Source organism: Sphingomonas sp. Xoc002 (assembly GCF_050408055.1).
In the GTDB taxonomy this organism is placed as follows: domain Bacteria; phylum Pseudomonadota; class Alphaproteobacteria; order Sphingomonadales; family Sphingomonadaceae; genus Sphingomonas; species Sphingomonas yabuuchiae.
In genome coordinates this window covers 1,322,037-1,344,699 of record NZ_CP191175.1, presented here as the reverse complement: position 1 = coordinate 1,344,699, position 22,663 = coordinate 1,322,037, and the positions used below count along the sequence as shown (strand labels likewise).

19 protein-coding genes are annotated in these 22,663 nt (G+C 68.4%); 8 read left to right on the top strand and 11 right to left on the bottom strand.

Going from position 1 to position 22,663, the window contains the following annotated elements:
* Window positions 1-109 precede the first annotated feature (109 nt).
* Window positions 110-1,333 carry a histidine-type phosphatase gene (locus ACQR50_RS06155; RefSeq protein WP_428970212.1) on the bottom strand — a complete coding sequence of 408 codons (1,224 nt, stop codon included), beginning with the start codon at window positions 1,331-1,333 and terminating at the stop codon, window positions 110-112.
* A 145-nt stretch (window positions 1,334-1,478) separates the two neighbouring features.
* On the opposite strand from ACQR50_RS06155, the gene ACQR50_RS06150 reads away from it, so the two are divergent.
* On the top strand, window positions 1,479-3,287 hold the full coding sequence (locus tag ACQR50_RS06150; RefSeq protein WP_428970211.1) for a DUF885 domain-containing protein: 1,809 nt from the start codon (window positions 1,479-1,481) through the stop codon (window positions 3,285-3,287).
* Between the two features lie 144 nt (window positions 3,288-3,431).
* On the opposite strand, the gene ACQR50_RS06145 is transcribed toward ACQR50_RS06150, so the two are convergent.
* Window positions 3,432-5,171: a chloride channel protein gene (locus ACQR50_RS06145; protein WP_428970210.1), complete on the bottom strand. Its 1,740-nt coding sequence runs from the start codon at window positions 5,169-5,171 to the stop codon at window positions 3,432-3,434.
* A 134-nt stretch (window positions 5,172-5,305) separates the two neighbouring features.
* On the opposite strand from ACQR50_RS06145, the gene ACQR50_RS06140 reads away from it, so the two are divergent.
* Window positions 5,306-6,937 (top strand): alpha-N-arabinofuranosidase, encoded by a 1,632-nt coding sequence (locus ACQR50_RS06140; protein ID WP_428970209.1) that lies wholly within the window; start codon window positions 5,306-5,308, stop codon window positions 6,935-6,937.
* Between the two features lie 12 nt (window positions 6,938-6,949).
* Here ACQR50_RS06140 and ACQR50_RS06135 read toward each other — a convergent pair whose 3' ends face one another.
* Both ACQR50_RS06135 and ACQR50_RS06130 read right to left on the bottom strand, forming a co-directional pair.
* The gene (locus ACQR50_RS06135) at window positions 6,950-8,248 is read right to left on the bottom strand and encodes an aminotransferase class V-fold PLP-dependent enzyme (RefSeq protein WP_428970208.1); all 1,299 of its coding nucleotides are present in this window, start codon (window positions 8,246-8,248) and stop codon (window positions 6,950-6,952) included.
* The gene (locus tag ACQR50_RS06130) at window positions 8,248-10,611 is read right to left on the bottom strand and encodes a TonB-dependent receptor plug domain-containing protein (protein WP_428970207.1); all 2,364 of its coding nucleotides are present in this window, start codon (window positions 10,609-10,611) and stop codon (window positions 8,248-8,250) included. The genes ACQR50_RS06135 and ACQR50_RS06130 overlap by 1 nt, the downstream gene beginning before the upstream one ends.
* 179 nt (window positions 10,612-10,790) lie before the next feature.
* On the opposite strand from ACQR50_RS06130, the gene ACQR50_RS06125 reads away from it, so the two are divergent.
* The gene (locus ACQR50_RS06125) at window positions 10,791-11,897 is read left to right on the top strand and encodes a DNA alkylation repair protein (RefSeq protein ID WP_428970206.1); all 1,107 of its coding nucleotides are present in this window, start codon (window positions 10,791-10,793) and stop codon (window positions 11,895-11,897) included.
* 225 nt (window positions 11,898-12,122) lie between these two features.
* Here the strand turns inward: ACQR50_RS06125 and ACQR50_RS06120 are convergent, their stop codons facing one another.
* Window positions 12,123-12,443 (bottom strand): hypothetical protein, encoded by a 321-nt coding sequence (locus ACQR50_RS06120; RefSeq protein ID WP_056435227.1) that lies wholly within the window; start codon window positions 12,441-12,443, stop codon window positions 12,123-12,125.
* A 147-nt stretch (window positions 12,444-12,590) separates the two neighbouring features.
* Between ACQR50_RS06120 and ACQR50_RS06115 the strand changes: the two genes are divergently transcribed.
* The 5 genes from ACQR50_RS06115 (at window position 12,591) to ACQR50_RS06095 (ending at window position 18,057) form a co-directional block, all read left to right on the top strand.
* Window positions 12,591-13,085, top strand: coding sequence for a Csu type fimbrial protein (locus tag ACQR50_RS06115; RefSeq protein WP_083706617.1), 495 nt, complete (start codon window positions 12,591-12,593; stop codon window positions 13,083-13,085).
* Window positions 13,085-13,813, top strand: coding sequence for a fimbrial biogenesis chaperone (locus tag ACQR50_RS06110; protein WP_428970205.1), 729 nt, complete (start codon window positions 13,085-13,087; stop codon window positions 13,811-13,813). The genes ACQR50_RS06115 and ACQR50_RS06110 overlap by 1 nt, the downstream gene beginning before the upstream one ends.
* Window positions 13,791-16,190 carry a fimbria/pilus outer membrane usher protein gene (locus tag ACQR50_RS06105; RefSeq protein WP_428970204.1) on the top strand — a complete coding sequence of 800 codons (2,400 nt, stop codon included), beginning with the start codon at window positions 13,791-13,793 and terminating at the stop codon, window positions 16,188-16,190. The genes ACQR50_RS06110 and ACQR50_RS06105 overlap by 23 nt, the downstream gene beginning before the upstream one ends.
* Window positions 16,187-17,137: a Csu type fimbrial protein gene (locus ACQR50_RS06100; protein ID WP_428970203.1), complete on the top strand. Its 951-nt coding sequence runs from the start codon at window positions 16,187-16,189 to the stop codon at window positions 17,135-17,137. The genes ACQR50_RS06105 and ACQR50_RS06100 overlap by 4 nt, the downstream gene beginning before the upstream one ends.
* 131 nt (window positions 17,138-17,268) lie before the next feature.
* Complete coding sequence (locus ACQR50_RS06095) at window positions 17,269-18,057, top strand: DUF1206 domain-containing protein (protein WP_056435239.1); 789 nt, start codon at window positions 17,269-17,271, stop codon at window positions 18,055-18,057.
* A gap of 195 nt (window positions 18,058-18,252) precedes the next feature.
* On the opposite strand, the gene ACQR50_RS06090 is transcribed toward ACQR50_RS06095, so the two are convergent.
* From ACQR50_RS06090 to ACQR50_RS06065, 6 genes are all read right to left on the bottom strand, one after another.
* Window positions 18,253-18,621 (bottom strand): hypothetical protein, encoded by a 369-nt coding sequence (locus ACQR50_RS06090; protein WP_056435242.1) that lies wholly within the window; start codon window positions 18,619-18,621, stop codon window positions 18,253-18,255.
* Between the two features lie 265 nt (window positions 18,622-18,886).
* On the bottom strand, window positions 18,887-19,132 hold the full coding sequence (locus ACQR50_RS06085) for a hypothetical protein (RefSeq protein WP_428970202.1): 246 nt from the start codon (window positions 19,130-19,132) through the stop codon (window positions 18,887-18,889).
* A 143-nt stretch (window positions 19,133-19,275) separates the two neighbouring features.
* Window positions 19,276-19,857 carry an SAM-dependent methyltransferase gene (locus ACQR50_RS06080; RefSeq protein ID WP_428970201.1) on the bottom strand — a complete coding sequence of 194 codons (582 nt, stop codon included), beginning with the start codon at window positions 19,855-19,857 and terminating at the stop codon, window positions 19,276-19,278.
* On the bottom strand, window positions 19,854-20,507 hold the full coding sequence (locus tag ACQR50_RS06075) for a PIG-L deacetylase family protein (RefSeq protein WP_428970200.1): 654 nt from the start codon (window positions 20,505-20,507) through the stop codon (window positions 19,854-19,856). Before ACQR50_RS06075 ends, ACQR50_RS06080 begins: the two co-directional genes overlap by 4 nt.
* Window positions 20,504-21,502, bottom strand: a complete 999-nt coding sequence (locus tag ACQR50_RS06070; protein ID WP_428970199.1) for an acyl-CoA dehydrogenase — start codon at window positions 21,500-21,502, stop codon at window positions 20,504-20,506. Before ACQR50_RS06070 ends, ACQR50_RS06075 begins: the two co-directional genes overlap by 4 nt.
* On the bottom strand, window positions 21,499-22,533 hold the full coding sequence (locus ACQR50_RS06065) for a glycosyltransferase (protein ID WP_428970198.1): 1,035 nt from the start codon (window positions 22,531-22,533) through the stop codon (window positions 21,499-21,501). The genes ACQR50_RS06070 and ACQR50_RS06065 overlap by 4 nt, the downstream gene beginning before the upstream one ends.
* Window positions 22,534-22,663: the final 130 nt, after the last annotated feature.

Genomic DNA, 22,663 nt, shown 5'->3' with positions numbered 1-22,663 from the left:
GGGAGGGGGACCGCGCTCGAAGAGCGTGGTGGAGGGGCATGGGTCACCGGCCACTCCACCACCGCTGCGCGGCGGTCCCCTTCCCCAAGCGAGCTTGGGGAGGAATGGTTTAGCGGGTAAGCTGCGCCTGGAACGCCTGCATCGTGCAGAGCCCCGCCACGCCCCGCGCCTTGCAGCCCGCGATCGGCAGCACCGCCACGTAAGGCGCCTCCACCGCCGGATCGGCCAGCTTGCGGATCTGCTCGACAGTCTGCGACCGATAGAGCGCGCGGACATAAGCCTGCCCCCGCGCATCGACCAGCCGCTCCAGCACGATCGCCCCGCCCGGCGCGGGATCGTCCGCCGCCAGCCCCGGCACCTTCCAATGCAGGTCGAGCAGCCCGCCCAGGCTGGCGATATTGGTGTCGTGGCCCGAGATCATCGTGACCACCGGCCCCTTGCCCGCCGTCAGCCCCTCGACGATCAGCGGCGCGACCCCCGCCATGTTCGCCTTGGCGACATAGCGGGGGCGGGCGAGCAGCCGGAATTCCTCGGCATGGAAGACGCCCAGCCGCTCGATATCGGCGGGCGTGGCACGGCCCCAGCCGACCTCGGCCATCGGCTTGCCCTCTGCATATTCGAGCAGCAGGATCTGCGCCGCCGTTGACGCCCGGTCGACCGCCCCGGTCAGCTTGGGCCGCTTGTGGGGCTTGGCCGGAGCCAAGCCGGTCGGAGCCTGCCGCACGCCGCATGTCGGCGAGGCGGGCGCGCAGAGGATCGCGTCGAGCCGCGCCAGTTCGGGCGCCAGCCGCTTGTCGAGCGCCACGAGCCCGGCCTCGCCCCCTGCCCCGGCCAGCACGGCGGCCCGCGCCTTCGCCGCATCGAACGCCACCGCCCGCTCGTCGATCGGTGAGAAGATCGGGTCGGCCACGTCCTGCGGCTTGTGATCGATCGCGACGGAGCAGCCGGGCGCCAGCGCCTCGGCATAGGCCTCGGCCGTGCGGATCGTCCGTTCGTCGCTGTCGGCGACGATCCGGATTGCGGCGCAGCCCGTTCGCGGCATCAGGCCCGCCGCCGTCCAGGCTTGCCGGTCATAACCACCCAGCCGCTCGACGCCGCTGCGCCCGTGCGGGGTCAGATAACCGGGCGCGACCGGCCAGCTTGGCCAGACCTGGTTCGTGGTGCCTTCGGGCATGGGCGGCGACTTGGTCGGCGGGCGGACACCATGCCGCATCAGCAGCACGACCCGGTCGAGCTTCAGTCCCTGCGGCACGGCAGGCCCTCGTGCGAAAGCCGTCCCCGCCAGCAACAGGCCCAAGGCCGAGGCCCCCACAAGTCGCGCAAAATTCTTCATAAACCGCCCGCCCCTCTTATCGTCACGGCAGGCGGTAGGGGGGCGGCAAGACAGGAAAGCGACATGGGCATGAACATTATGTTACAATCGCAAGGCGGCCGCATCCTCGTTTGACCTGTGCCCCTGCGCCGGTCATCCTGGCGGCATGACCAGCTTCTTCTCCCGTCGTGAAACCCTGGCGGGCATGACCGCCCTCTCCGCCGCCGCCTCCGTCCGGGCGGCCAGTCCGGCCAGCGATGTGGGAGCCCTGCTCGATCGGCTGGCGTGGCAGTTGCTCGAACTCGTGCCCGAGCGTGCGACCACTCTGGGCGTGGATACCGGCGCCCATGCCGATCTGCGGCGCAGGCTGGAGGATCGCTCGCCCGCCGGTATCGCGGCGCGGCAGCGTTTCCTGACCGATGGCCTGAAACAGGTGGCGCGGGTGCCGCGCGCCGGGCTCGATCCCGCGACGCTGACCAGCCTTGCGGTGGTCGAAAGCGCCTTCCGGACCGCGCTGGACGGCATGGCGCTGCCTTACGGCGTCGCGACGATCGGCGACTGGCGGAACACACCCTATGCCGTCATCCAGAATGTCGGCGCCTGGCTGGACGTGCCGCAGATGCTGGACGGCGACCAGCCGGTTCGCGACAAGGCCGATGCGGAGGCCTATCTCGCCCGCCTCGCCGCCATGCCCGCGCAGCTGAATGGGGAGACGGTGCGGATCCGCCAGGCGCGCGAACAGGGGCTGGTGCCGCCGTCCTTCCTGCTCGACAAGACGATCAAGGGCATGACCGGCACCATTGCCGAGGCGGCGAAGGCCGATGGCCCATTGATCGGGCCGCTTGCACGCAAGACGACCGCGATCCCCGGCGACTGGACCAACCGTGCCACGCGGATCGTGCGCTCGGCGATCATGCCTGCGCTGGAGCGGCAGCTCGCCGAATTGCAGGCGCAGCGCGGCGTGGCGATCGCGGCACCCGGCATGAATGTCCGCCCGCACGGGCCGGAATGGTATGGCTGGGGCCTTCGCGCCGGGACCACCACACGGCGCAGCGCGGCCGACCTGCACGCCATGGGTAAGGCCCGGCTCGCCGATCTCCAGGCGCAGATGGACACGATCCTGCGCAGCGAGGGGCTGACCCAGGGCAGCGTCGCCGAGCGGGCCATCGCCTATCAGAAGCGCCCCGGCATCGGCTTTCCCGATGGCGACGAAGGACGGCGGCAGATCGTCGCCTATATGCAGGGCCGGATCGATGCGATCCGGCCGCGCCTGCCCGATGCGTTCCGGCGGCTGGCGCGCGGGAATCTGGAAATCCGGCGGATGCCGGTGGCGCAGGAGCCCGGCGCCCCTGCGGCCTATGGCGGCCCCGGCACCATCGACGGCAGCGTGCCGGGCAAGGTCTGGGTCAATCTGGGCGATCCGTCGATCCACAATCGCGTCACCATTCCCGATCTCGTCTATCATGAGGGGATACCGGGCCATGTCTGGCAGGGCGAATATGCGCAGAAGCTGCCGCTGATCCGCTCGATCCTGGCGTTCAACGCCTATTCGGAAGGCTGGGCGCTCTATTCCGAACAGCTGGCGGACGAGTTGGGCATGTACCGCGACGATCCCGCCGGGCGGCTCGGCTATCTGATGGGCCTCGCTTGGCGCGCGGTGCGGCTGATCGTCGACACCGGCATCCATGCGATCGGCTGGTCGCGCGACAAGGCGCTGGCCGAGTTCATCGCCGCCACCGGCCTACCGCGTAGCAATGCCGAGAGCGAGGTGGACCGCTATTGCTCCTGGCCGGGTCAGGCCTGCGGCTACGAGGTCGGGCGGGCCGAGATCGTGTCGCAGCGCGCCCGCGCGCAAAAGGCGCTCGGAACGCGCTATGACCTGCGCGATTTCGACCAGGCGGTGGTCGATGGCGGCAACGTTCCGCTGAACGTGCTGGCGGAGAATGTGACCCGCTATATCGACGGAGCGCGCTGAGGCCGCTCATTCCTCCCCTGCAAGGGGAGGTGGCAGGCCGAAGGCCTGACGGAGGGGTGTCCCGCTATCGACAAGGGTGACACCCCTCCACCATCCTGCGGATGGTCCCCCTCCCCTTAAAGGGGAGGAATGAAACGAGCCCGGTCAGTCCTCGCCGAACAGCGCTCGCTGCGCCTTGTCCATCTCCTCGGCATAGCGACGGCGGACATAGGGTTCGGACAGCAGGCCCAGCACCGTCCGGTCCGGGCCGACGACCGCCATTTCGTCGGCCCCGGCCGCGTCGAGCGCGCGCATGACCGCCTTCACATCCGCCTCGGGCGCCAGCGCATGGTCGCGCTGGATGGCGAGCGTCGCGATCGGCTCGGCCGGGTCCAGTCCGTCGACATAGGCGCGCGCGGTCTGGACGATCCCGGCATAATGGCCCTGTTCGTCGACCAGCACGACACGACTGGTCGATCCCAGCGGAAAGGCGCGGCGAAATTCGGCAATGGTCCACTGGGCAGGCGTCGCGCGCTCGACCCGGCGCATCATCCGCCCCGCGGTCAGGGTGCGCATCCAGCCGACATCGCGTGCGCTCTTGATCGTCTCGCCGCGCAGGTGAAGCCGCCAGGTCGAGAAGGAATAGCCGAACGTCTCGCGCACGATGGTCGTCGTGACCAGCGAGGCCGCGATCGCCGCCCCCGCCAGCGAGAAGTCGTGCGTGGCCTCCAGCACCAGCATCGCCATGGTCATCGGCCCGCCGACCACCGCCACCGCAAAGGCCGCCATGCCGACCAGCGCGGCGTTTTGCGGATCGACGACCGGCGCGCCGATCATCAGACCGATCAGATCGGCATAGATATGGCCGAGCAGGCTGCCGAGGAACAGCGAGGCGAAGAACAGGCCGCCGCGAAAACCGAAACCCAGCGACACGATCGACGCCGCGCTCTTCATGACGAAGATGGCGGCGAGGAAGCTGAGCGGCAGGCCATATTCCAGGTCGAGATGCAACGCCCCGTGCCCTGCCGACAGCACTTGCGGCGTCATCCAGGCGAGCGGCATCAGAAGGACGCCCCCCAGGACCGGCCGCCACGCCGCCGGGATCGGCAGACGGCGGGTCAGCGTCTCCATCTCCGCCACCGCGCGCATCAGCACGATGCCCAGCGCCGCCGCCACTGCGCCCAGCCCGGCATAGATGAGGTAATGATGGGTCAGCACCGCTTCGCCCGCGACGGCGTTGACCAGATAGGGCTGTGCGCCCAGCATCTGCGCGACCAGCACCCCGGTCAGGGCGGCGGCGGCGACCGGCGCGATGGCGGCGGGCGTATAGGCGCCGATCACGATCTCGAAAGCGTAGAAGGCCCCGGCCAGCGGCGCGCCGAAGGCCCCCGCGATCGCCGCGCCTGTCCCCGCCCCGACCAGCACGCGCAGATCGCCGCGCCGCAGCCGCAACCAGCCGCCGGTGATCGAGGCCAGCCCCGCCCCCAGCTGCGCATAGGCCGCCTCCAGACCGACCGAGGCGCCGAAGCCGTTGGAGAGGATCGTCTGACCGGAGATCACCAGACTGTCCGACCAGGACATGCGCCCGCCGTGCAGCGCATTGGCCTCCACCGCGTCGACCAGCCGCCGCTTGCGCGCACCCGTGATCCGCGAGAACAGGACCAGCACCAATCCCCCCAGCGGCAGGGCTAGCAGTCCCCAGGCCGGGACGGTCGTGCTGGCGCTCAGGCGCTGATCCACCTCCAACGTGAACAGCAACCGCTGCAACCCTCGCGCGATGGCCCCCTGCACGACGCTCAGCAATCCCGCCGCCGCACCGATCGCGATGGCGAGCAGGACCAGGCTCGCTTCGCTGGATCGGACCCGGTGGCGGAACCAGGACGGCGAGAGTCGGGGGAAGGACATGGCCCCGGCTATGTCGCGAAAGCGGCGGGCCTGCCAGAGCCGCCAGCCGCGTTCAGTTCAGGGGGAATGACCGGTTGCATATACAAATGGGTGGCATTACTCTTACAATATAAGATATCGGGGGAGGATCGGGGATGGGTAAATCTGCCTTTTCGCATCGTATCGCTTGGGTCGGCAGCTTCGTACTGGCGCTCTCCACGGCAACGGCAGTGACAGCCGCAGCGAACGGTGAAACAACGGCGCCGCGCACCACCTTGTTGCTTCATGCCGACCGTCCCGGCCCCCGTATCGCGCCCGAGATTTACGGCCAATTTGTCGAACATCTCGGACGCGGTGTCTATGAGGGCATCTGGGTCGGCGAGGGCTCGCCGATCCCCAATACGCGCGGCATCCGCAACGACGTGACCCAGGCGCTGCGGCAGGCGAAGGTGCCGGTGATCCGCTGGCCCGGCGGGTGTTTCGCCGACGGCTATCACTGGCGGGACGGCATCGGCCCGCGCGACAAACGGCCGCGCAGCATCAACGCGGCCTGGGGCAACGCGCCCGATTCCAATGCCTTTGGCACGCACGAGTTCATGGACTTTCTGGACCAGATCGGGGCCAGGCCCTTCGTATCGGTCAATGTCGGATCGGGCAGCGTGCGCGAGGCCGACGAGTGGCTGCGCTACATGACCGCGCCCGTCGAAAGCTCGGCCGGGGCGGAGCGCGCCGCCAATGGCCGTGCCGCCCCATGGGCGGTGCCCTATGTCGGCGTCGGCAACGAAAGCTGGGGTTGTGGCGGCAAGATGACGGCCGAAACCTATGTCGCGCAATATCGCCAATATGCCGCCAACCTGCGCACCTTCGGAGGCGGCCCGACGAAGCTGATCGCGGTGGGCGCGGACACCGACGATTACGAGTGGACCGAAAAGGTCATGGCCGGGACGATGAAGTCCCGGCCCCATCCCACCCCGCTCGCCTATATCAATCCCCGGCCGCTCCTTTGGGGACTGTCGCTCCACTTCTATACCTTCACCGGCAATGACTGGTATGCCAAGGGTCGCAATGTCGGCTTCACCCGCGACGACTGGGCCAAGGCGCTGGGCCGGGCGCAGCTGACCGACGAGATGGTCCGCCGCCACTCCGCGATCATGGACCGCTACGACCCCGAAAAGAAGGTCGCTCTGGTCGTCGACGAATGGGGCGCCTGGTTCAACAGCGAAAAGGACGCGCCCTCCGCCCTCTATCTGGAGAGTACGCTGCGCGACGCGGTGATTGCGGGCCTCAGCCTCAACATCTTCAACAACCATGCCGACCGGGTGCGGATGGCCAATATCGCCCAGATGGTCAACGTCATCCAGTCGCTGATCCTGACCCGGGGCAAGGAGATGGTGGTGACCCCGACCTGGCACGTCTTCGACCTGTACAAGGTGCATCAGGGCGCGACGCAGATTCCGGTCGATGTCGATACGCCGGATTATGTCCAAGGCGCGACGCGCCTGCCGACGATCAGCGCCTCGGCCTCACGCGATGCGGCAGGCAAGCTGCACCTGTCGATCGTCAACCTCGACCCCGACAAGCCCGCGCCCGTGGAAATGGTGGCAAGCACCCTGTCCGGCCGACGCGCCCAGGCATCGGCGATCACCGCCGACCGCATCGACCGGCCGGTACAGTTCGGCCAGCCCGATCCCTTCGTGCCCCAGCCGGTAAAGGCCGTCGCGATCAGGGGCGACCGCCTGACCCTGACCGTTCCCGCCCGGTCGGTCACGCTGGTGACCGTGGAGTAGCGCGGTTCTCCGCTAACCTCTCCCCTCGGCGAGAGGCGAGGGAGGGAAAGACGCCACGAGATCGGGCAAGGCAGCGGCCAGCCGGTCGACCTCCGCCATCGATGTGAACAATGCGGGCGTGACGCGGATACATGCACCCTTGGCCGGGCCGGTGCGGTGGACGGTGAAGACGCGGTGCCGGTCGAGCAGCCGCTTGGCCAGTTCGGCATTGCCTTGCGCGCTCGCCACGCCGTCGATGCGGAAGGACGTGATCGCGCCGTGCAAGGCCGGATCGTCGGGCGTCAGCACGGTGATCCCCGAAACCTGTCGCGCCCGCGTCACCCAGCGATCGCGCAACGCCCGCAGCCGCGCGGCCCGCGCCGCCCGGTCGATCCGCTGCCGATAGGCAAGCGCCGCCGGTGCCGTCAGCCATGCGGCATAGTCCAGCGTACCCGTATGGACCCGCGACAGGATGCCGTCCGGCCCCGCCGCATCCTCGGCCGGATCGCGGTCGATCCGCGCCAGCGCGGGACGACGGATATGGAGGATCCCCATCCCCAGCGGCGCGCCCAGCCATTTATGCCCGTTCAGCCCGACAAAGTCGCAGTCGAGATCGGGCAGCGCGAAGTCCAGTTGCTGCCAGCTATGCGCCGCATCGACGATGGCATCGATACCCCGCGCCCGCGCCATCGCGGCGATCTCCCGCACCGGCAGGACCAGCCCGGTCCGGTGGCTGAGATGGGTCAACAGGATCAGCTTCAGCCGGGGTTCCGCCGCCATGGCTTGCGCATAGGAGTCGATCAGCGCCTGTCGCGTCGCAGGCTCCGGCAGGGCGATGCGCCGCACCCGCACCCCGCGCCGGGGGCCCAGGCTCTCCATGCAAGCCTGCATGCTGTCATAGTCGAGATCGGCGTACAGCACCGTATCGCCCGGCGAGAGGCGGTTATAGCCCAGGATCAGCGCCTTCAGCGCCTCGGTCGCGTTGCGGGTGAAGGCGATCTCCTCGGGCGGCACGCCCAGTTCGTCCGCCACCGCCTCGCGCGCGGCACGCAGATCGGCCAGCATGCCCCGGCGCGCATAATAGCTGGTGTCGCGGTTCACCCGCGCGATGGCCTGTTCATAGGCCAGCCGCACGGGCCGCGCCATCGCACCCCAATTGCCGTTTTCCAGCTGGGCGATGCCGTCGGACGGTCGATCATAATCCGCCGCGACACCCGCCCAGAAAGCCTCGTCATCGGGTCCCGGCGCATTGCTCCGCGTCCGGGCAGCGATCCCCGGCAGCGGGACGGTGGCCGCCATCCCGCCTGCGAGCACCATGCGCCGGTCGATCATCAGAAGCTGACCCCGACGCGCACATAATAGCGCCCGCCATCGGTGTCATAGGGGGCATTGCGCGAGTAGATCAGGCCGCGATTGGCCTGGTTGGTCGCCTCGGCGGGATAGGTGTCGAAGATATTCTCCGCCCCGCCCCGGAGCGAGATGTTGGGCGTGATGCGATAGGTAAGCGAGGCGTCGAACAGCGCGATGCCGCCGAAGCGCTGGAACAGCTCGCCCGTCGCATTGCCCGTCACATCGGTCCATGGCCCGTAATAACGCCCGCGCAGCATCACCCCGACCGGGCCGATATCATAGCCCAGCGTGCCGGTCGCATTGTGACGCGGCAGCCGTTCCTCGAAGATGCGACGCTGCGTCTCGTTGGCGATCGCCGCGCTGGTGCCGCTGCGCACCTGGGTGCGGTTGTAGTTATAGGCCAGGGTCGCGCTGGCCCGCCCGCCGCCGATCTGGCGGTTATAGCCCAGCACCATGTCGACGCCCCGCGTGCGCGTGTTGAAGTCGTTGGTGAAATAGCTGATCGAGGTGAAGCGATTGGGATTGGCCAAGGTCGCCGGGATGGCGATCGTCGCCGACTGGCTGAACCGGTCGTCGACATCGATCTGATAGAGATCGACCGTCGCGGTGAAACCGACCTGCGTCTGCACCGCCAGCCCCACGGTCGCGTTGCGCGAGGTTTCCGGGCGCAGCGGCTTGGCGCCCAGCGCGATCGCCAGCGGATCGCTGGGCGCCAGGCGGCCCTGGTTGAACACCTGGAGCGTGCGGGTGTCGAGCCCCTGGCTGACCACCCGCGTGTTCAACTGTGCGGGCGTCGGCGCGCGGAAGCCGGTCGAATAGGTGCCGCGTAGCGCCAGCCACGACACCGGCTCTACGCGGCCCGACAGCTTGTAGGTGAACTTGTCGCCGAAGCTGGAGAAATCCTCATAGCGCCCCGCCGCGCCCAGCGAGACGATCGACACCGGCCGCCAGGCGAGGTCGACATAGCCCGCATGGCTGCTCTGCCGGAAATGGCCCGCCTGTTGCGGGCCGAAGCCGGGGAAGCCGTTGGAGTTGGGTGCCAGCCCCGTCGCCGCGCCCGGCCCGATGGCGTAGGAAGCGGGGTCGCCGGTGCCGACGACATAACGCTCGATCCGACGCTCGCCGCCAAAGGCGATGTTCAGCGGCTCGACCCCGCCGATGGGCAGGCGATAGACGAAATCAGCGTTCAGGTTCGTCTCGACCTGGGTCAGCCGCCCCAGATAGAAGCGCGTCGGGCTGTTCGGCCCCAGCGAGGCGTTCAGGCTCTCGGCGAGCGTATAGTCAATACGGCTGCGGCCCGACGACGCGCTGACGTCGTAGGAAAAGGCATCGGACAGCTCGCCGCGCAGCCCGCTATCGGCCTGGAGGTCGGCGAAGCGCGTTCCGAAACGCGGTGTGAAGCCGACCGGATAGATGCTGCGGAAGCTGAAACCCGGAAAGGCGCTGCTGGCGTTATAGACGCTGCCCGTCCCCGCCGGATTGCGCCAGTTGAAGTCGGTCACGCCCTCCCCCTGCTGCGCCGTGCCGAAGGCATAGAGGGTCGCGCCGGGCGCCAGCTCGTAATGCATGTCGATCGCCCCGCGCAGCCGCTCCTCGTCCGGCTGGCCCCAGCGCTGGACGGGATTGGGAACGGTCAGGGTCGGATTGGCCGCCTGGAACGCGATGGCGTCGGGGCGCTGGCGGGTGCGCGAGGTGGCCTCGGCATGTTCGAACTGGCCGGTGAAGACGATCGCGCCGCGCTCGCCCAGCGCGATGCCGCCGCGCATGCCCGACTGATAATCATTGCCGTCGCCCGCATCATATCGGCCGATCTGGCCATAGGCCTCCATGCCGGGCGCGTCGTCGAGGATGATGTTGATGACGCCCGCAATCGCGTCCGACCCATATTGCGCCGAGGCACCGTCGCGCAGCACCTCGATCCGCTTGATCGCCAGGCTGGGGATACTGGCGAGGTCGGGGGCCTGCGCCCCGCGCGTGCCGAGCAGCGCCGAGCGGTGGTAACGCTTGCCGTTGACCAGCACGAGTGTCTGGTCCGCCGACAGCCCGCGCAAGGTGGCCGGGCGGACGAACGCCTGCCCGTCCGCCGCCGGCAGGCGCTGCACGTTGAAGGAGGGCAGCAGCTGCGCCAGCGTGTCGTTCAGGTCGCCCGACACGCCCGAGCGGATCAGCGTTTCGGGGAGCACATCAACGGGCGCCAGCGTATCGAACTGCGTCCGGCCCCGCTCGCGGGTGCCGGTGACGATCACGTCGCCGTCTGCGCCCGCATCCGGCACGGCCTGCGCCCAGGCGGCGGAGGCAAAGGACAGATGCAGCGCCACGACGGCGCTGGCGGTAACGAATTTCATGATGAAGCCTTCCCCATAGGCGATGCGCGTGGCGCTTGCGGGGGCTGCGCCTATGGGCGGGACGTTTCAGCCGCGTTACGTCCCGGCGGCGGTTTGATGACGGCATTTTGCGCACACGATGCCGCGCCGATGCGGTAACGATCGCCACCAGCGATATTCCAGGCGGACGACCGACCCTCATGAGCGACGCGAAAACCTATCCCCTGATGAAGGACATTCTGGGCGTCGCGGCGGTGACGATCATCGCTGATGCGGGTGCGGCGGCGTCGCCCGTCTTCGACCGCACGGCGTTCCTCGACGCGGCGCTGGACGGACTGGACGGGCTGTCGATCATGGAACGGGTGCGCCATATCGCCGACGCGCTCCATGAAGCCCTGTCTACCGATTACGCCACCGCAATCCATGTCGTCGGGGCCATCGCGCCGCACCTGACGCACAGTTTCCAGGCAATCGCCGTGACGGAGTTCGTCGCCCGGCAAGGGGTGGGCGATTTCGATCGGTCGATGGAGGCGCTGGCCGACCTGACCCGGTTCGGCTCGGCGGAGTTCGCCATTCGCCCGTTCCTCGCCGCCGATCCCGCGCGGACCCTGGCGCAGATGCTCCGCTGGACAGATCACCCGAACGAGCATGTCCGCCGCCTCGCCAGCGAGGGCAGCCGCCCGCGGCTGCCCTGGGCGTCGCGCGTCCCGGCGCTGCGGGACGATCCGACGCTGGCCGCCCCGATCCTGGATGCGTTGCGCGACGATTCCAGCCTCTATGTCCGCAAATCGGTCGCCAACCATCTGAACGATATCGGCAAGGATCGCCCCGACTGGCTGGTCGAGCATCTGCAAGGCTGGGACCGCGAGACGCCGCGGACGGCGTGGATCGTCCGCCATGCACTTCGTTCGCTGATCAAGAAGGGCGATCCGCGTGCGCTCGCGCTGATCGGGGTAGCGCATGGGGCACAGGTGCGGGTCGCCCATTTCACCGTCGAGCCCGCAACCGTCAAGCTGGGCGAGGCCGTGACGATCACGGCGGAGCTGGCGTCCCTCGCCCAAGCCGACCAGCGCCTCGTCGTCGACTATCGCCTCCATTATGCGCGGAGTGCGGGTAAGACGGCGGCCAAGGTCTTCAAGCTCAAGACCTTCGATCTTGCCGGATCGGCCTCCGCCACGCTGTGCATCCTTCAGGTCATGCGCGACTTCAGCACGCGTCGCCACCATTCCGGTCGCCATGAGGTGGAACTGCTCGTCAACGGCCTGCCCATGGCCACCGCCGCGTTCGATCTGGTCTGCCCGGCCTGAGCCCCCCTTTCCTCCCCTTGCAGGGGAGGTGGCAGGCCGAAGGCCTGACGGAGGGGTGTTTCCATTGGTGAGGTTGGACTAATCTCGCGGCGGGCTACACCCCTCCACCATGCTGCGCATGTGTGCGAGCGAGATGGTGCCCCCGGCACCATCTTGACGTGCCGGGGGCACGTCAAAGCCCGCACACCCTCCCCTTGCAGGGGAGGAATAAATGTAAATCCGGCCTCAATTCCCCTCGGCGTCGACGGTGAAGACCACCGGCCGCCCGCGCGACATCGGGTCCCAGCCCGCCGCCAGTGCGGAGCGCACGCAGCGCGTGATGGTCGGGTCGTCGAGCTGGAGCCGCCCGCGCGGCAAGCCCTTGAGCAGCCGCTTCGGAGCCGGAAACTCCATATGCGCCTCGCGCTTGGCGCCCTGTTCGGAAAGCGCGATGGTCATGCCCTTCCATCCTTCGTCGTCCGACAGATGGGGCTCGCGCTGGAGATGCCAGTCATAGGTGATGCCGTCGACGGCCACGCTGCCGGACTGAATTTGGGTTTTCGACATGGCCCCGCCCCTAGCACGTTCGTCGTGCCAAGGCACAGGCCGCCGCGACAAACAGCATCTTCCAAAATTCTCGTCCGATTCCGAAGCTTTAGCACCTTGATAAGGCCTTCGAGCTTTTGATCAGGCGTGATTTGGAGGCACAATATCGTGAAACCCTATCTCGCACCTCTCGGCATCGCGGCACTGGGCTGCGTCCTGATCGCCGATCCCGCCGCCGCGCAGCAGAGCACGCAGTTTCAGGTGTCGATGACGATCCAGGCCGAATGCCGCCTGACCTCGGCGAGCGACCTGGCCTTCGGCAATACCGGCGTGATCCAGGCCGCGATCACCTCGACCAGCACGATCGGCGTCCAGTGTACCAACACCACCCCCTATAATATCGGCCTGAATGCCGGTGCAGGCACAGGGGCAACGGTGGCGGCGCGGCGGATGACCTCGGGCGCGGGGGCCACGGTCGTCTATGAACTGTTCCGCGATCCCGCCCGGTCGCAGATCTGGGGCAATACCGCAGGCACCGACACGCTGGCCGGGATCGGCAACGGCGCGGTGCAATCGCTGACGGTGTACGGGCGCGTCCCGGCCCAGACCACTCCGGCGGCGGGCAGCTATACCGATACCGTCCAGGTAACGGTGACATACTGATGACGCCGTGGCCGAAACGGTCGCTGGCGGCGGCGGCGATGGGGCTGGCGATCCCGGCGATCGGCCACGCGTCCGACATCCGGGTCGCGCCGGTCGCCATCGACCCGCTGCCGGGCGCGCGGACGACCTCGCTGACGCTCAGCAATGCCGAGCAGCGGCCGGTCCGGGTCCAGGTCCGCGTGATGAAGTGGACGACGCGCGACGGCACCGACGTCCTGACCCCCACCAATGACGTGGTCGCCAGTCCGCCCTTCTCGACGCTGGCGCCGCAGCAGCAATATCTGATCCGTGTCGTCCGCACGGCCAAGGCCGCGCCGGTCGGCGAGGAGGCGTATCGCGTCCTGATCGACGAAGTACCCGAGCCGACGCGCGCGCAACCGGGCACGGTCAATCTGGTCGTCCGCCAGTCGATCCCCGCCTTCTTCTCCGACATCCCGCGCCGGATGCCCGATGTGGAATGGCGGATCGACCGTTCGGGCGGCGGCGCGGCACTGGTCGGGCGCAACAAGGGCAACAGGCGCCTGCGAATCGCCGACCTTCAGCTGATCGCGGGCAGCCAGCAGCTTCTCGCGCGGTCGGGACTGGTCGGCTATGTGCTGGCCGGGTCCGAACTCCGCATTCCGCTGAACCCCGGCACTGCCCTGCCCGGCGGCACCGACCTGCGGATGCGGGCCGTCTCCGATGGCGGCCCGATCGAGGTCTCCCTTGCGACCCAGCCGCGCCGGTGAACTGGCCGGGATCATCCTGGCCACGCTGGCCTGCGCGCAGACCGCCGGTGCGCAGGACAGCGAAAGCCTTCGCGTCGGGGTCGATGTCGACCCCAGCCGCCAGGAACAGGCGCTTCAGCTCGAGGTCTATCTGAACGACAAGCCCACCGGCTATGTCGCCTCGTTCACGCAGCGCGCGGACGGCAGTTTCACCGCACCCGTCGCCCAGTTGCGGACGCTGGGCGTCAAGGTCCCGCCGGATGCGGAGACGGGCGACGTGCCCCTGGAGCGTATTTCCGGGCTGCGCTATCGCTATGAGCAGATGCGCCAGATCATGTGGCTGGCGGCTGGCCCGACCGTGCAGAGCCCGACGCTGATCGACGGAGGGCGCGGCGACCGTTCCGGCCTGACGCCCGACCGGCCGCCCTTCGGCGCGGTGCTGGACTATACGCTGTTCGCCAGCGGCGACCGGAGCGCGGTCGGCCCGCGCTTTACCGGCGCATCGGGTGCGTTCGGGACGCGCGTCTTCGGCGCGTTCGGCCTGTTCGAGAGCAGCGCGGTCGGCCTGTTGTCGGGCGGGCCGCGCTTTACCCGGCTGGCCACGAGCTACAGCTATGAGGACCCCAGGCGGCTGGTGACGCTGCGCGCAGGGGACACGATCAACGGCGGCCATGCCTGGACCCGCCCGATCCGCATGGCGGGGCTTCAGATCCAGCGCACCTTCGGCATGCGGCCCGACCTGGTCACCATGCCCGTGCCGCGACTGCTGGGCAGCGCCGCCGCCCCGTCGACGCTGGACCTGTTCATCGACCGGGTCCGCACCCTGTCGGCCGATGTGCCCCAGGGCCCCTATGCCGTCATGCACCCGCCGGTCGTGCAGGGCGCAGGGGTCGCCACCGTCGTCGTCCGCGATGCGCTGGGGCGGGAAACCGTGCAGACCGCGCCCTTCTATGCCTCCCCCCAGTTGCTGGCGGAGGGGTTGACCGATTTCAGCGCGGAGGTCGGCTTTGCCCGGCGCAGCTATGCAATACTGTCGAACGACTATGACCGGCGGCTGATCGGCTCGGCCTCGATCCGGCGCGGCATGACCGACCGGTTGACGCTGCAGGGCCATGCCGAACTGGGCGCGGGTCTGGTCCAGCTGGGCGCGGGCGGCGTCGTGACGTTGCGGGACCAGGCCTTGCTGTCGCTCGCCGGGGCGGTCAGCCAGGCGGGGGGACGTACCGGCGGGCTGGTCGATATCGCGTTCGAAACGCGCCGGTCCGGCTTTTCGGTGCTGATCCGGTCGATGCGGGCGATCGGCCGCTATGAGGACCTGGCGTCGCGCACATCGTCCTTCGGCCCGATCCTGGTGGGCGACCGGCGGATCTTCGGCGCGCCGCGCGAGGTCGATCAATTCTCCCTGTCGTTGCCCATCGCCGCGACCTCGGCCTCGGTCGGGGTGAGCCTCGTCAATTCCAAGACGGCGGCGGGGGACCGCTATCGGCTGGCCAGCCTGTCCTCGACTGCCAATATCGGGCGGCTGTCGCTGTTCGCCAATGCCGTCGCGGACCTGAGCGGCGACCGCAGCTTCGGCCTGTTCGTCGGGGCCAGCCTGCCCTTCGGACGACGCGCCTCGGTGACGACCGGTGCGACGGTGTCGGAGGGGCGCGTCTCGGGCTATGCCGAGATGTCGCGGCAGGGCGCGCACGAACCCGGCTCCTGGGGCTGGTCGGTGCGGGTTGCCGATGGCCGCGAGAGGGCGGGCCATGCCATCGTCCGCCATACGACCGGCTTCGCCCAGTTCGAGGCGACCGGCCTCTATGCGGGCGGCAACGTCGCCGGCACCTTGCAGGCCGAGGGTGCGGTCGCGCTGATCGGTGGCGACCTCTATGCGGCGCGGCGGCTCGACCAGTCCTTTGCGGTGGCCGATGCGGGCGCGAGCGGCGTGCGGGTGTATCGCGAGAACCGGCTGGTCGGCACCACCGGCGCGTCGGGCAAGCTGCTGGTTCCCGACATCGCCCCGTTCGAGCCGAGCGCGATCTCGATCGATCCCTCCTCGCTCCCCGTCGATGCGCGCATCGCCTCGACCCATGCCGAGGCGGTGGCCTTTACCCGCGTGCCCGCACTGGTCGCGTTCGGCGTGGCGCGCGAAACCGACGCCGCGCTGGTCGAGTTCGTCGATGGCGAGGGTCGGCTGCTGCCGCTGGGCTCGGGGATCGCTCGGCCGGGGCTGCCCGAGGATGTGGTCGGCTATGACGGTGCCGCGTTCCTGAGTGGGCTCGGGGCGCAGAACGAAGCGATCGTCACCGATCCCGATGGCCACCGCTGCCGGGCACGTTTCCCCTTTGCCACGCAGCCGGGCGAGCAGGTGCGTATCCGGGCCGTCTGTACACCGATGGCGAGCGCGGCGCCATGACCCGGCTGATCCTCCTGCTACTCGCCGTGCTCGCCTGTCTGGCCATGCCTGCCCCGGCACAGGCGCAGACCTGTTCGGCCACGGTGTCGTCGATCGATTTCGGCAGCCCCTCGCTGCTGACCAGTGGCCCGGTCGATGTGACGGGGACGGTCACGGTCACCTGCACCAGCATCCCGGTGCTCAACGTCGTCAAGGTCTGTCCCGGCATCGGCGCGGGCAGCGGCGGCACGGACGGCTCCGGCCGGTTGATGACGGGCACCGGAGGGTCGCTGCGATACCAGCTCTATCAGGACGCGGCGCGATCGGTCGCCTGGGGATCGCTGGACAATCCGGTATTGGGTACGGTGCCCGCGATCATCATTTCCAACCTGCTGAACGGGGCCGGTTCGGCGACGCGCACCATCTATGCGCGATTGTTCGGTGGCCAGGCGACGGCGGTGCCGGGGGCCTATCGCTCCAGCTTCATCGGCAACGCCACGCTGTTCAGCTATGGAGCCGAACTGCTCGGCACCAGCACCAACTGCACCGGCTTTGCGGGCACCGCCTCCGTCCGCCCGACCTTCGAGGTGACGGCCACGATCCCCAAGGGCTGCACCGTGGCGGCCACGGCGCTCACCTTTCCGACGACCGGCGTGCTGGCAAAGGCGGTCACGGCGCAAAGCGGCCTGACCCTGACCTGCACCAGCCAGACGCCCTATGCGCTGCGGCTCGACGCCGGGCGCAATGCCGATGCGTCGGGCGGCCGCCGGATGCGGGGGCCCTCGGGCAGCTTCATCACCTATGGCCTGTTCCGCGATGCCGCCCTCTCATCCAGCTGGGATAGCGGCGTCCAGGCCTCGGGCACCGGCCTTGCCCAGGCGTTGGCAATCTATGGGCGGGTGCCCGCACAATCGACCCCCGCCCCCGGCCTCTATACCGACACGGTCGTCGTGACCGTGACCTATTAGGCCCCGAGCCCCGTCAAGAACCCGGGCGCGCCCATGCGTCTCGCCGCGTCGGCCGCGAGCGGCCGAAAAGCCATTCCGATGCTGGAACGAGATCGCTTAGTCCTTGTTTTGTCCGGGGTAAGGGAGACCATATGAACGCCAGCTCGCGCCTGACGGCCTTGACCCGGATCGGCTTCGCGACGCGCGGGCTGCTCTACATCGTCATCGCCATGCTCATCGTCCGGACCGGCAGGGCGGAAGACCAAAGCGGCGCGATCGAGTATCTCGGCCGGGGCGGCGGCCAGATATTGCTTGCGATCATCGCCGTCGGGCTGACGGCCTATGGCATATGGCGGCTGGCCGACGCGGCTCTGGATATCGAACGGCACGGAACCGACCGTAAAGGCGTGATGGAGCGGATCGGCGCGGGCGTCAGCGGCGCCATCCACCTCCTGCTCGCCTCGCAATCGGTGCAGTTGATGCGCGGAGCGGCCCTGTCGGGAGACGGCGCTCAGGAAAGCGCGCGGACGGCCATGCAACTGCCCGGCGGCTGGGCATTGGTCCTGCTGGGTGCCGCGGTGATGATCGTGCTGGGCGTGGTCCAGTTCGCCAAGGCCGTCAAAGGCTCGTTCCTGCGCTATCTGGATCCATCGGTGGCGCGACATTCCTGGGTGCAGTGGAGCGGGCGTGCGGGTTATGCGGCACGCGGCCTCGTCTTCCTGATCAGCGGCTATCTTCTGGCAAAGGCCGGGATCGAGGAACATGCCAGCGAGGCGGGCGGCATGGCGCGGGTGCTGTCCTGGCTGACCGATCCTTTCGATATCATCGTCGGTGTCGGACTGCTGGCCTTCGGACTCTTCAGCTTGGTCGAAGCCCGCTATCGGCAACTTCATGACGTGCCGGTCGACGAGGCCATCCAACGGGCGACCCGCTGGCGTTAGGCGGGTTTGCCGATACGGCAAAGGCCGATGTCGGATTTGAGCGCCTTTGCTGCGGCTGGCCTTAACGCTTGCCTCAGATTGCTTTCCTGCCGGCAAACGCCGCCTGTTCGACGTGACGGACGAAAGCTATTGGATCGTGACGATGGTAAAGGAGAGCCCGACCAGTCGATACCGAAGAGCCCTCCTTTCCCGATTTTATGCCTCGGCCAGAGGCTTTGCCAGCTTCGGCGTCTGCTGGTGCTGCACGACCCGCCAGACCTCATGCTCCAGCCGCCGGATGACCGAGGTGCAATAGGCCTCATAGGCCTCGCCATCCCGGCTGGCCGCGACGTGATAACCGATGACGATCAATCCCTCCTGCGGGCGTGACACCTGCCGTTCGGTCAGTTCGGCGCTTTCCCAAACGGGCGTATCCGCCACCGCCGACACCGCCGCGTCGCCGGTCAGCACGAAGGGCGGCCGGGGCAGCACCATCACGACCTCGGCATCGACCTTTTCCCGGTAATTGTCCGGGCCTTCCGTCCAGAGGCTTTCCTCGAAACTCCAGAGGCGTTCGTCATCCATGATTGGCACTCCCGATAGTGAACAGAATGGCGCGGCGGTCGTCAGGCAAAGTCACCGAGCGCGGCAGCCCCTTTGCCCGTCGCGTTTTCCCCGGGTGAGGCCGCCTCGGGCACCGGTATAGGGCTGGGACGATGGGACATGTCGGCTCCGTTGGTGCGACCGACACTTTGCCAGCGGCCAGGCCATAGAACGCCCTCGCCCTCTATCGGAGCCGTTCAAACGGAAGGAAAATGTCGGGCGGGCGACGTCGCCCCCGATCGCGCCGTCAGCTTTTCGCCGTCACCGGCACGGACGCCCGCGCGACGGTGACCGGAGGACGGTCCGTCGCGGGCCTATCGTCCCCCAAGTGCCGCATGGCATGGAGACGCCGCAGGATAAGCGCCAGATCGTCCTCGGTCAGTTCGGACGCCGGATCGATCAGTGCCCGCTCGGGCAACGACTCCACCCACATCGCCAGCCGGTTGCAGGCTGCACCGAGATCGGGATCGGAACTGTCGTCGAAAGCGGCCATGCGGTCAGCCTAACCCTTTCCCTGCCGCCCGCAAGCGTCATCGACGCCGCCGTCCGATGGTGGTCGATCATGGAATAGCTTTGGGCGTAGGTCGGACGGTGTGCCCGCCAGGATCTTCCATGAGGCGGCCGACCGCGCGGCGGTCACCTGCAAATCGGTCGTGCGACGACGACATGCCATCGCCCTCGACGACGCACCGTATCTGTCCGCCAGGACGTGCCGGTCAGGTCGAGAAAGCGTTGCTGTATCCCGGCTGCGTGCTGCGCGAAGTCATAATAGTCGATCCGGTGATGCGCGAGCACCAGTCGGCCGCCGGGGCGCAGCGCCTGGGCGACGCACTTGGCGACGTGTCTCATCGCTTGCGGGGGAAGATAATAGAGGAGTTCCGCGATCACGATCGCGTCATAGTCCCTCTGCGGGAAGCGTGCAGGCAAGGCCAAGCGGATGGCACGCGCGCGGGGGCGGTCCGCGATGGCACGGGCCGTTAGAGCCACACCTTCGACGGTCCCCTCCGTCGCATGAAGACGCAAGGCGCGGGCGGCCATGGCGCGACTGTTCGAGCCGTTGCCGCTTCCCAGCTCCAGCACGCGGCCAAGGGGGCCTGGCCCCAGGGCATGCAGGATCGCCGCCCGCTTCACGGCTTCGTCGCGGTCGGAATAGGTCCGCCAGGGGTCGTCATGGGTCGCGAATTTCTCGGCAAAACCCGTAAGATCGATAGGCCTCATCGCCCCTGCTCGACGAACTGTTCGACCGGGTGCGCGAAGATCGCGAGTTCATGGCGTGCGATCGCAAAGCCGTGAGGATCGTCGGTGATCGCTCCCAATTGGGTGCGATGCATCCGGATCAGCGATCGCTTCGCCGCCGCCCCGCCCGCCAGCGTAACGGTCCGGCCTCGGGCGACCCTCGCGCGTTGCGGCGGCCAGACCTGATAGGTCATGCGTCGTCCGGCGAACCGAGTATCCTCCAGCGCCGCCGCCACGGCCCGGTGATCGGGATGCGCGTCGGTCATGGCGGGTCCGACGAGCATGTCCAGATCCCGACACTGACGGATCGCTCGGCTCAGCCGCTGGCGACAGAGCCCCCCGCGCGCGGAAAGGCCACCATCGGGCAGCCCCAAAAAGGTCACATGATCACGCGCCACCCCCAGACGGCGAAGCGCCAACAGGCTTTCCCGGCGACGCGCGGCAATCAGCCGTTCGGGGGGCCATGCCCCACTGCCGGGATGCGAGGCGGCGCCATTGCTGACCACGATGACCCGGACCATGCTGCCCTGCCGCCGCAAGGCCCGTATCACGCCAGCGGCCCCGATGACCTCGTCATCGGGATGGGGCGCGACGACAACCGCGCGGCGAACAGCTTTGAGATCCAGCTTCACAAGGCGGGCACCAACAGCCCCTGTCGAACCGCGCGACCGACGCGGAGCCTTTGGGCGTCGGGGGCGGGTTGGCGGAGATAGACCGCCAGATCGCTGAGCATGGCCGACAGAGGATGGCTATGGAACTGGCTGGCCAGCCCCACCGCCTCGCGCGCCACGACCATCGCCCGCTCGGCCGCCTCGGCCACCGCCAGTCGGGCCGCCGCCACGCGGGCCAGCCGCGGTTCATCCCCCCGGTCGACATCCTCGAACCACATCCGCGCCGTCCGCCGCACGACGGCGGCGGCACCATCGGCCAGTGCGAACAGCTCGGCCATTCGGGCGGCCTGGAAGGGATCGTCGGCGCGCCCCGTCTTCACCAGATGATCGCGACTGAGGTCGCAGATGCCCGCCACCCCGCCCGCATGGACCGCCACGAAACGCAGCGCGCCGCCGCTGAAAAAGGGCTCCAGCGCATAGCTACCCGGCTGGCCGATCCGATCCGCATTGGTGATGGGGGCGTAATCCCAGCGCAGCTGATGCGTTTCGGATCGTTGCATGCCGATCACCCGCCACCAATCGGTGTCGATCGCCGGCGGCACGCGCGAAAGGTCCAGGAGGAGCAGTTGCACGCCCGCGGACGTATCCGCCGTGATCAGCGCATGGCTCAGCACACCCGCCCCCGAGGCATAGCTCTTGCCGCCGCCCAGCCGCCCGTCGTCCAGCCGCAGCGCCTCGCCCGGCAGCGCGGCATTCCACATGCCCAGCGTCGCACCGCGTGCCAGGGCACGGCGCAGCATGTTGACCTGCGCGGCCGTGCCGTAGCGCCGGACGATCTGCACGGCATCGACATGCCCCTCGACCAGCCGGGCGAGCGGAAGGTCGCGGCGGCCGAGTTCATATAACCTCGCCAGCAACGCGATCAGCTCATCCGCCGTTTGCGGATCGCGGGGCGGATCTTCGGCCCAGCCCAGCCCGGCGATCGCGTCTTTCAGTTGATCGGCCATCATCGTCATGCCGCGACCTCGCACCAGCGGCTTTCCAGTTCGCCCAGAATATCCTCGGCCGCCGTCAGCGACACCATGGCGGCATGGACCGAGGGCGCAGGAACGATACGCATGGCGAATGCCTCGCCATTGGGACAGTCGCGCGCGACGCCCAGAACGTGATCCGCCGTCAGAGCCAGAATTTGCCCCAGCGCCACACGGGCATCGATCTGGTCGATCGTCGTGAAACTCCGTCGCGCGGCCGCCTGTGCGTGCCATTGCCATGCCGATCCGCGTGGGTCGGCCATGGATGGCACTTCGCCATGGGCCAGTGCTCGCAACACGTCCGCAAGGCCCCCGGCGACCCGTCCGTCCCGCCGAGAGGATGTGTCGACCGCCATCGCCCCGTCGCGGCGGACGCGAAAACCGGCCCTCGCCGCGTCGTCGAGAAACCGGGCATCCTCGCCGGATGGCAGGGGCAGGAACCCGCCGATCGCGCGATAGGCGGAGGCGCGGACCGCGATATTGGCCCCCCCGCCGAAATGATGGGTATCCCGCGCCTCCCATGGCACCGGGTCGACCAGGCGACGATATCGGTGGAGCCGATCGTAATAGCGCTCGATGCGGCACTGCCGGGGATCGCGCGTTGCGTCGAAGCGAAGGATACGCCCAGCCACCACGTCCGCCTCCTGGAGGGCCCGGCGCCCCGCTTCGATCCAATCGCGATGCGGCATGCTGTCGGCATCGGTCGTGAACAACAGCCCCTCTGCGCCCGCCAGCCGTTCGAGGCCCATGGCCAGCGCCGCACGGCGGGCCACGCCCGCATTGGGCTCCGTATCCTGAGGTCCCTGCTCCACGGTCGCCCCGAACGGCAAGATCGACTGCATACGATCCAGCAGATCCCGGCTGCCGTCCCGGCAATCGTCGAGATACAGGCAGAGGTGGACGCCGTTCCCGCCCACCGACTGTCCGGCGATCGCCGACAGCAATCTGGGCAGCAGCGCCGCCTCGTTGCGCGCCGGAACACAGATGACCACGGGGATGTCCTCGTTCAGAATCATTCTCCCATGCCCGGCCGACTGCGGCGACCCATCCAGATCAATGACGCATGTGTACGACAGGCACCTCAGAGAAGCCTTGATTAATATCAAGCATTTAGTGGCAGGGCGATTGTTCGATCCGCGCGTTGGG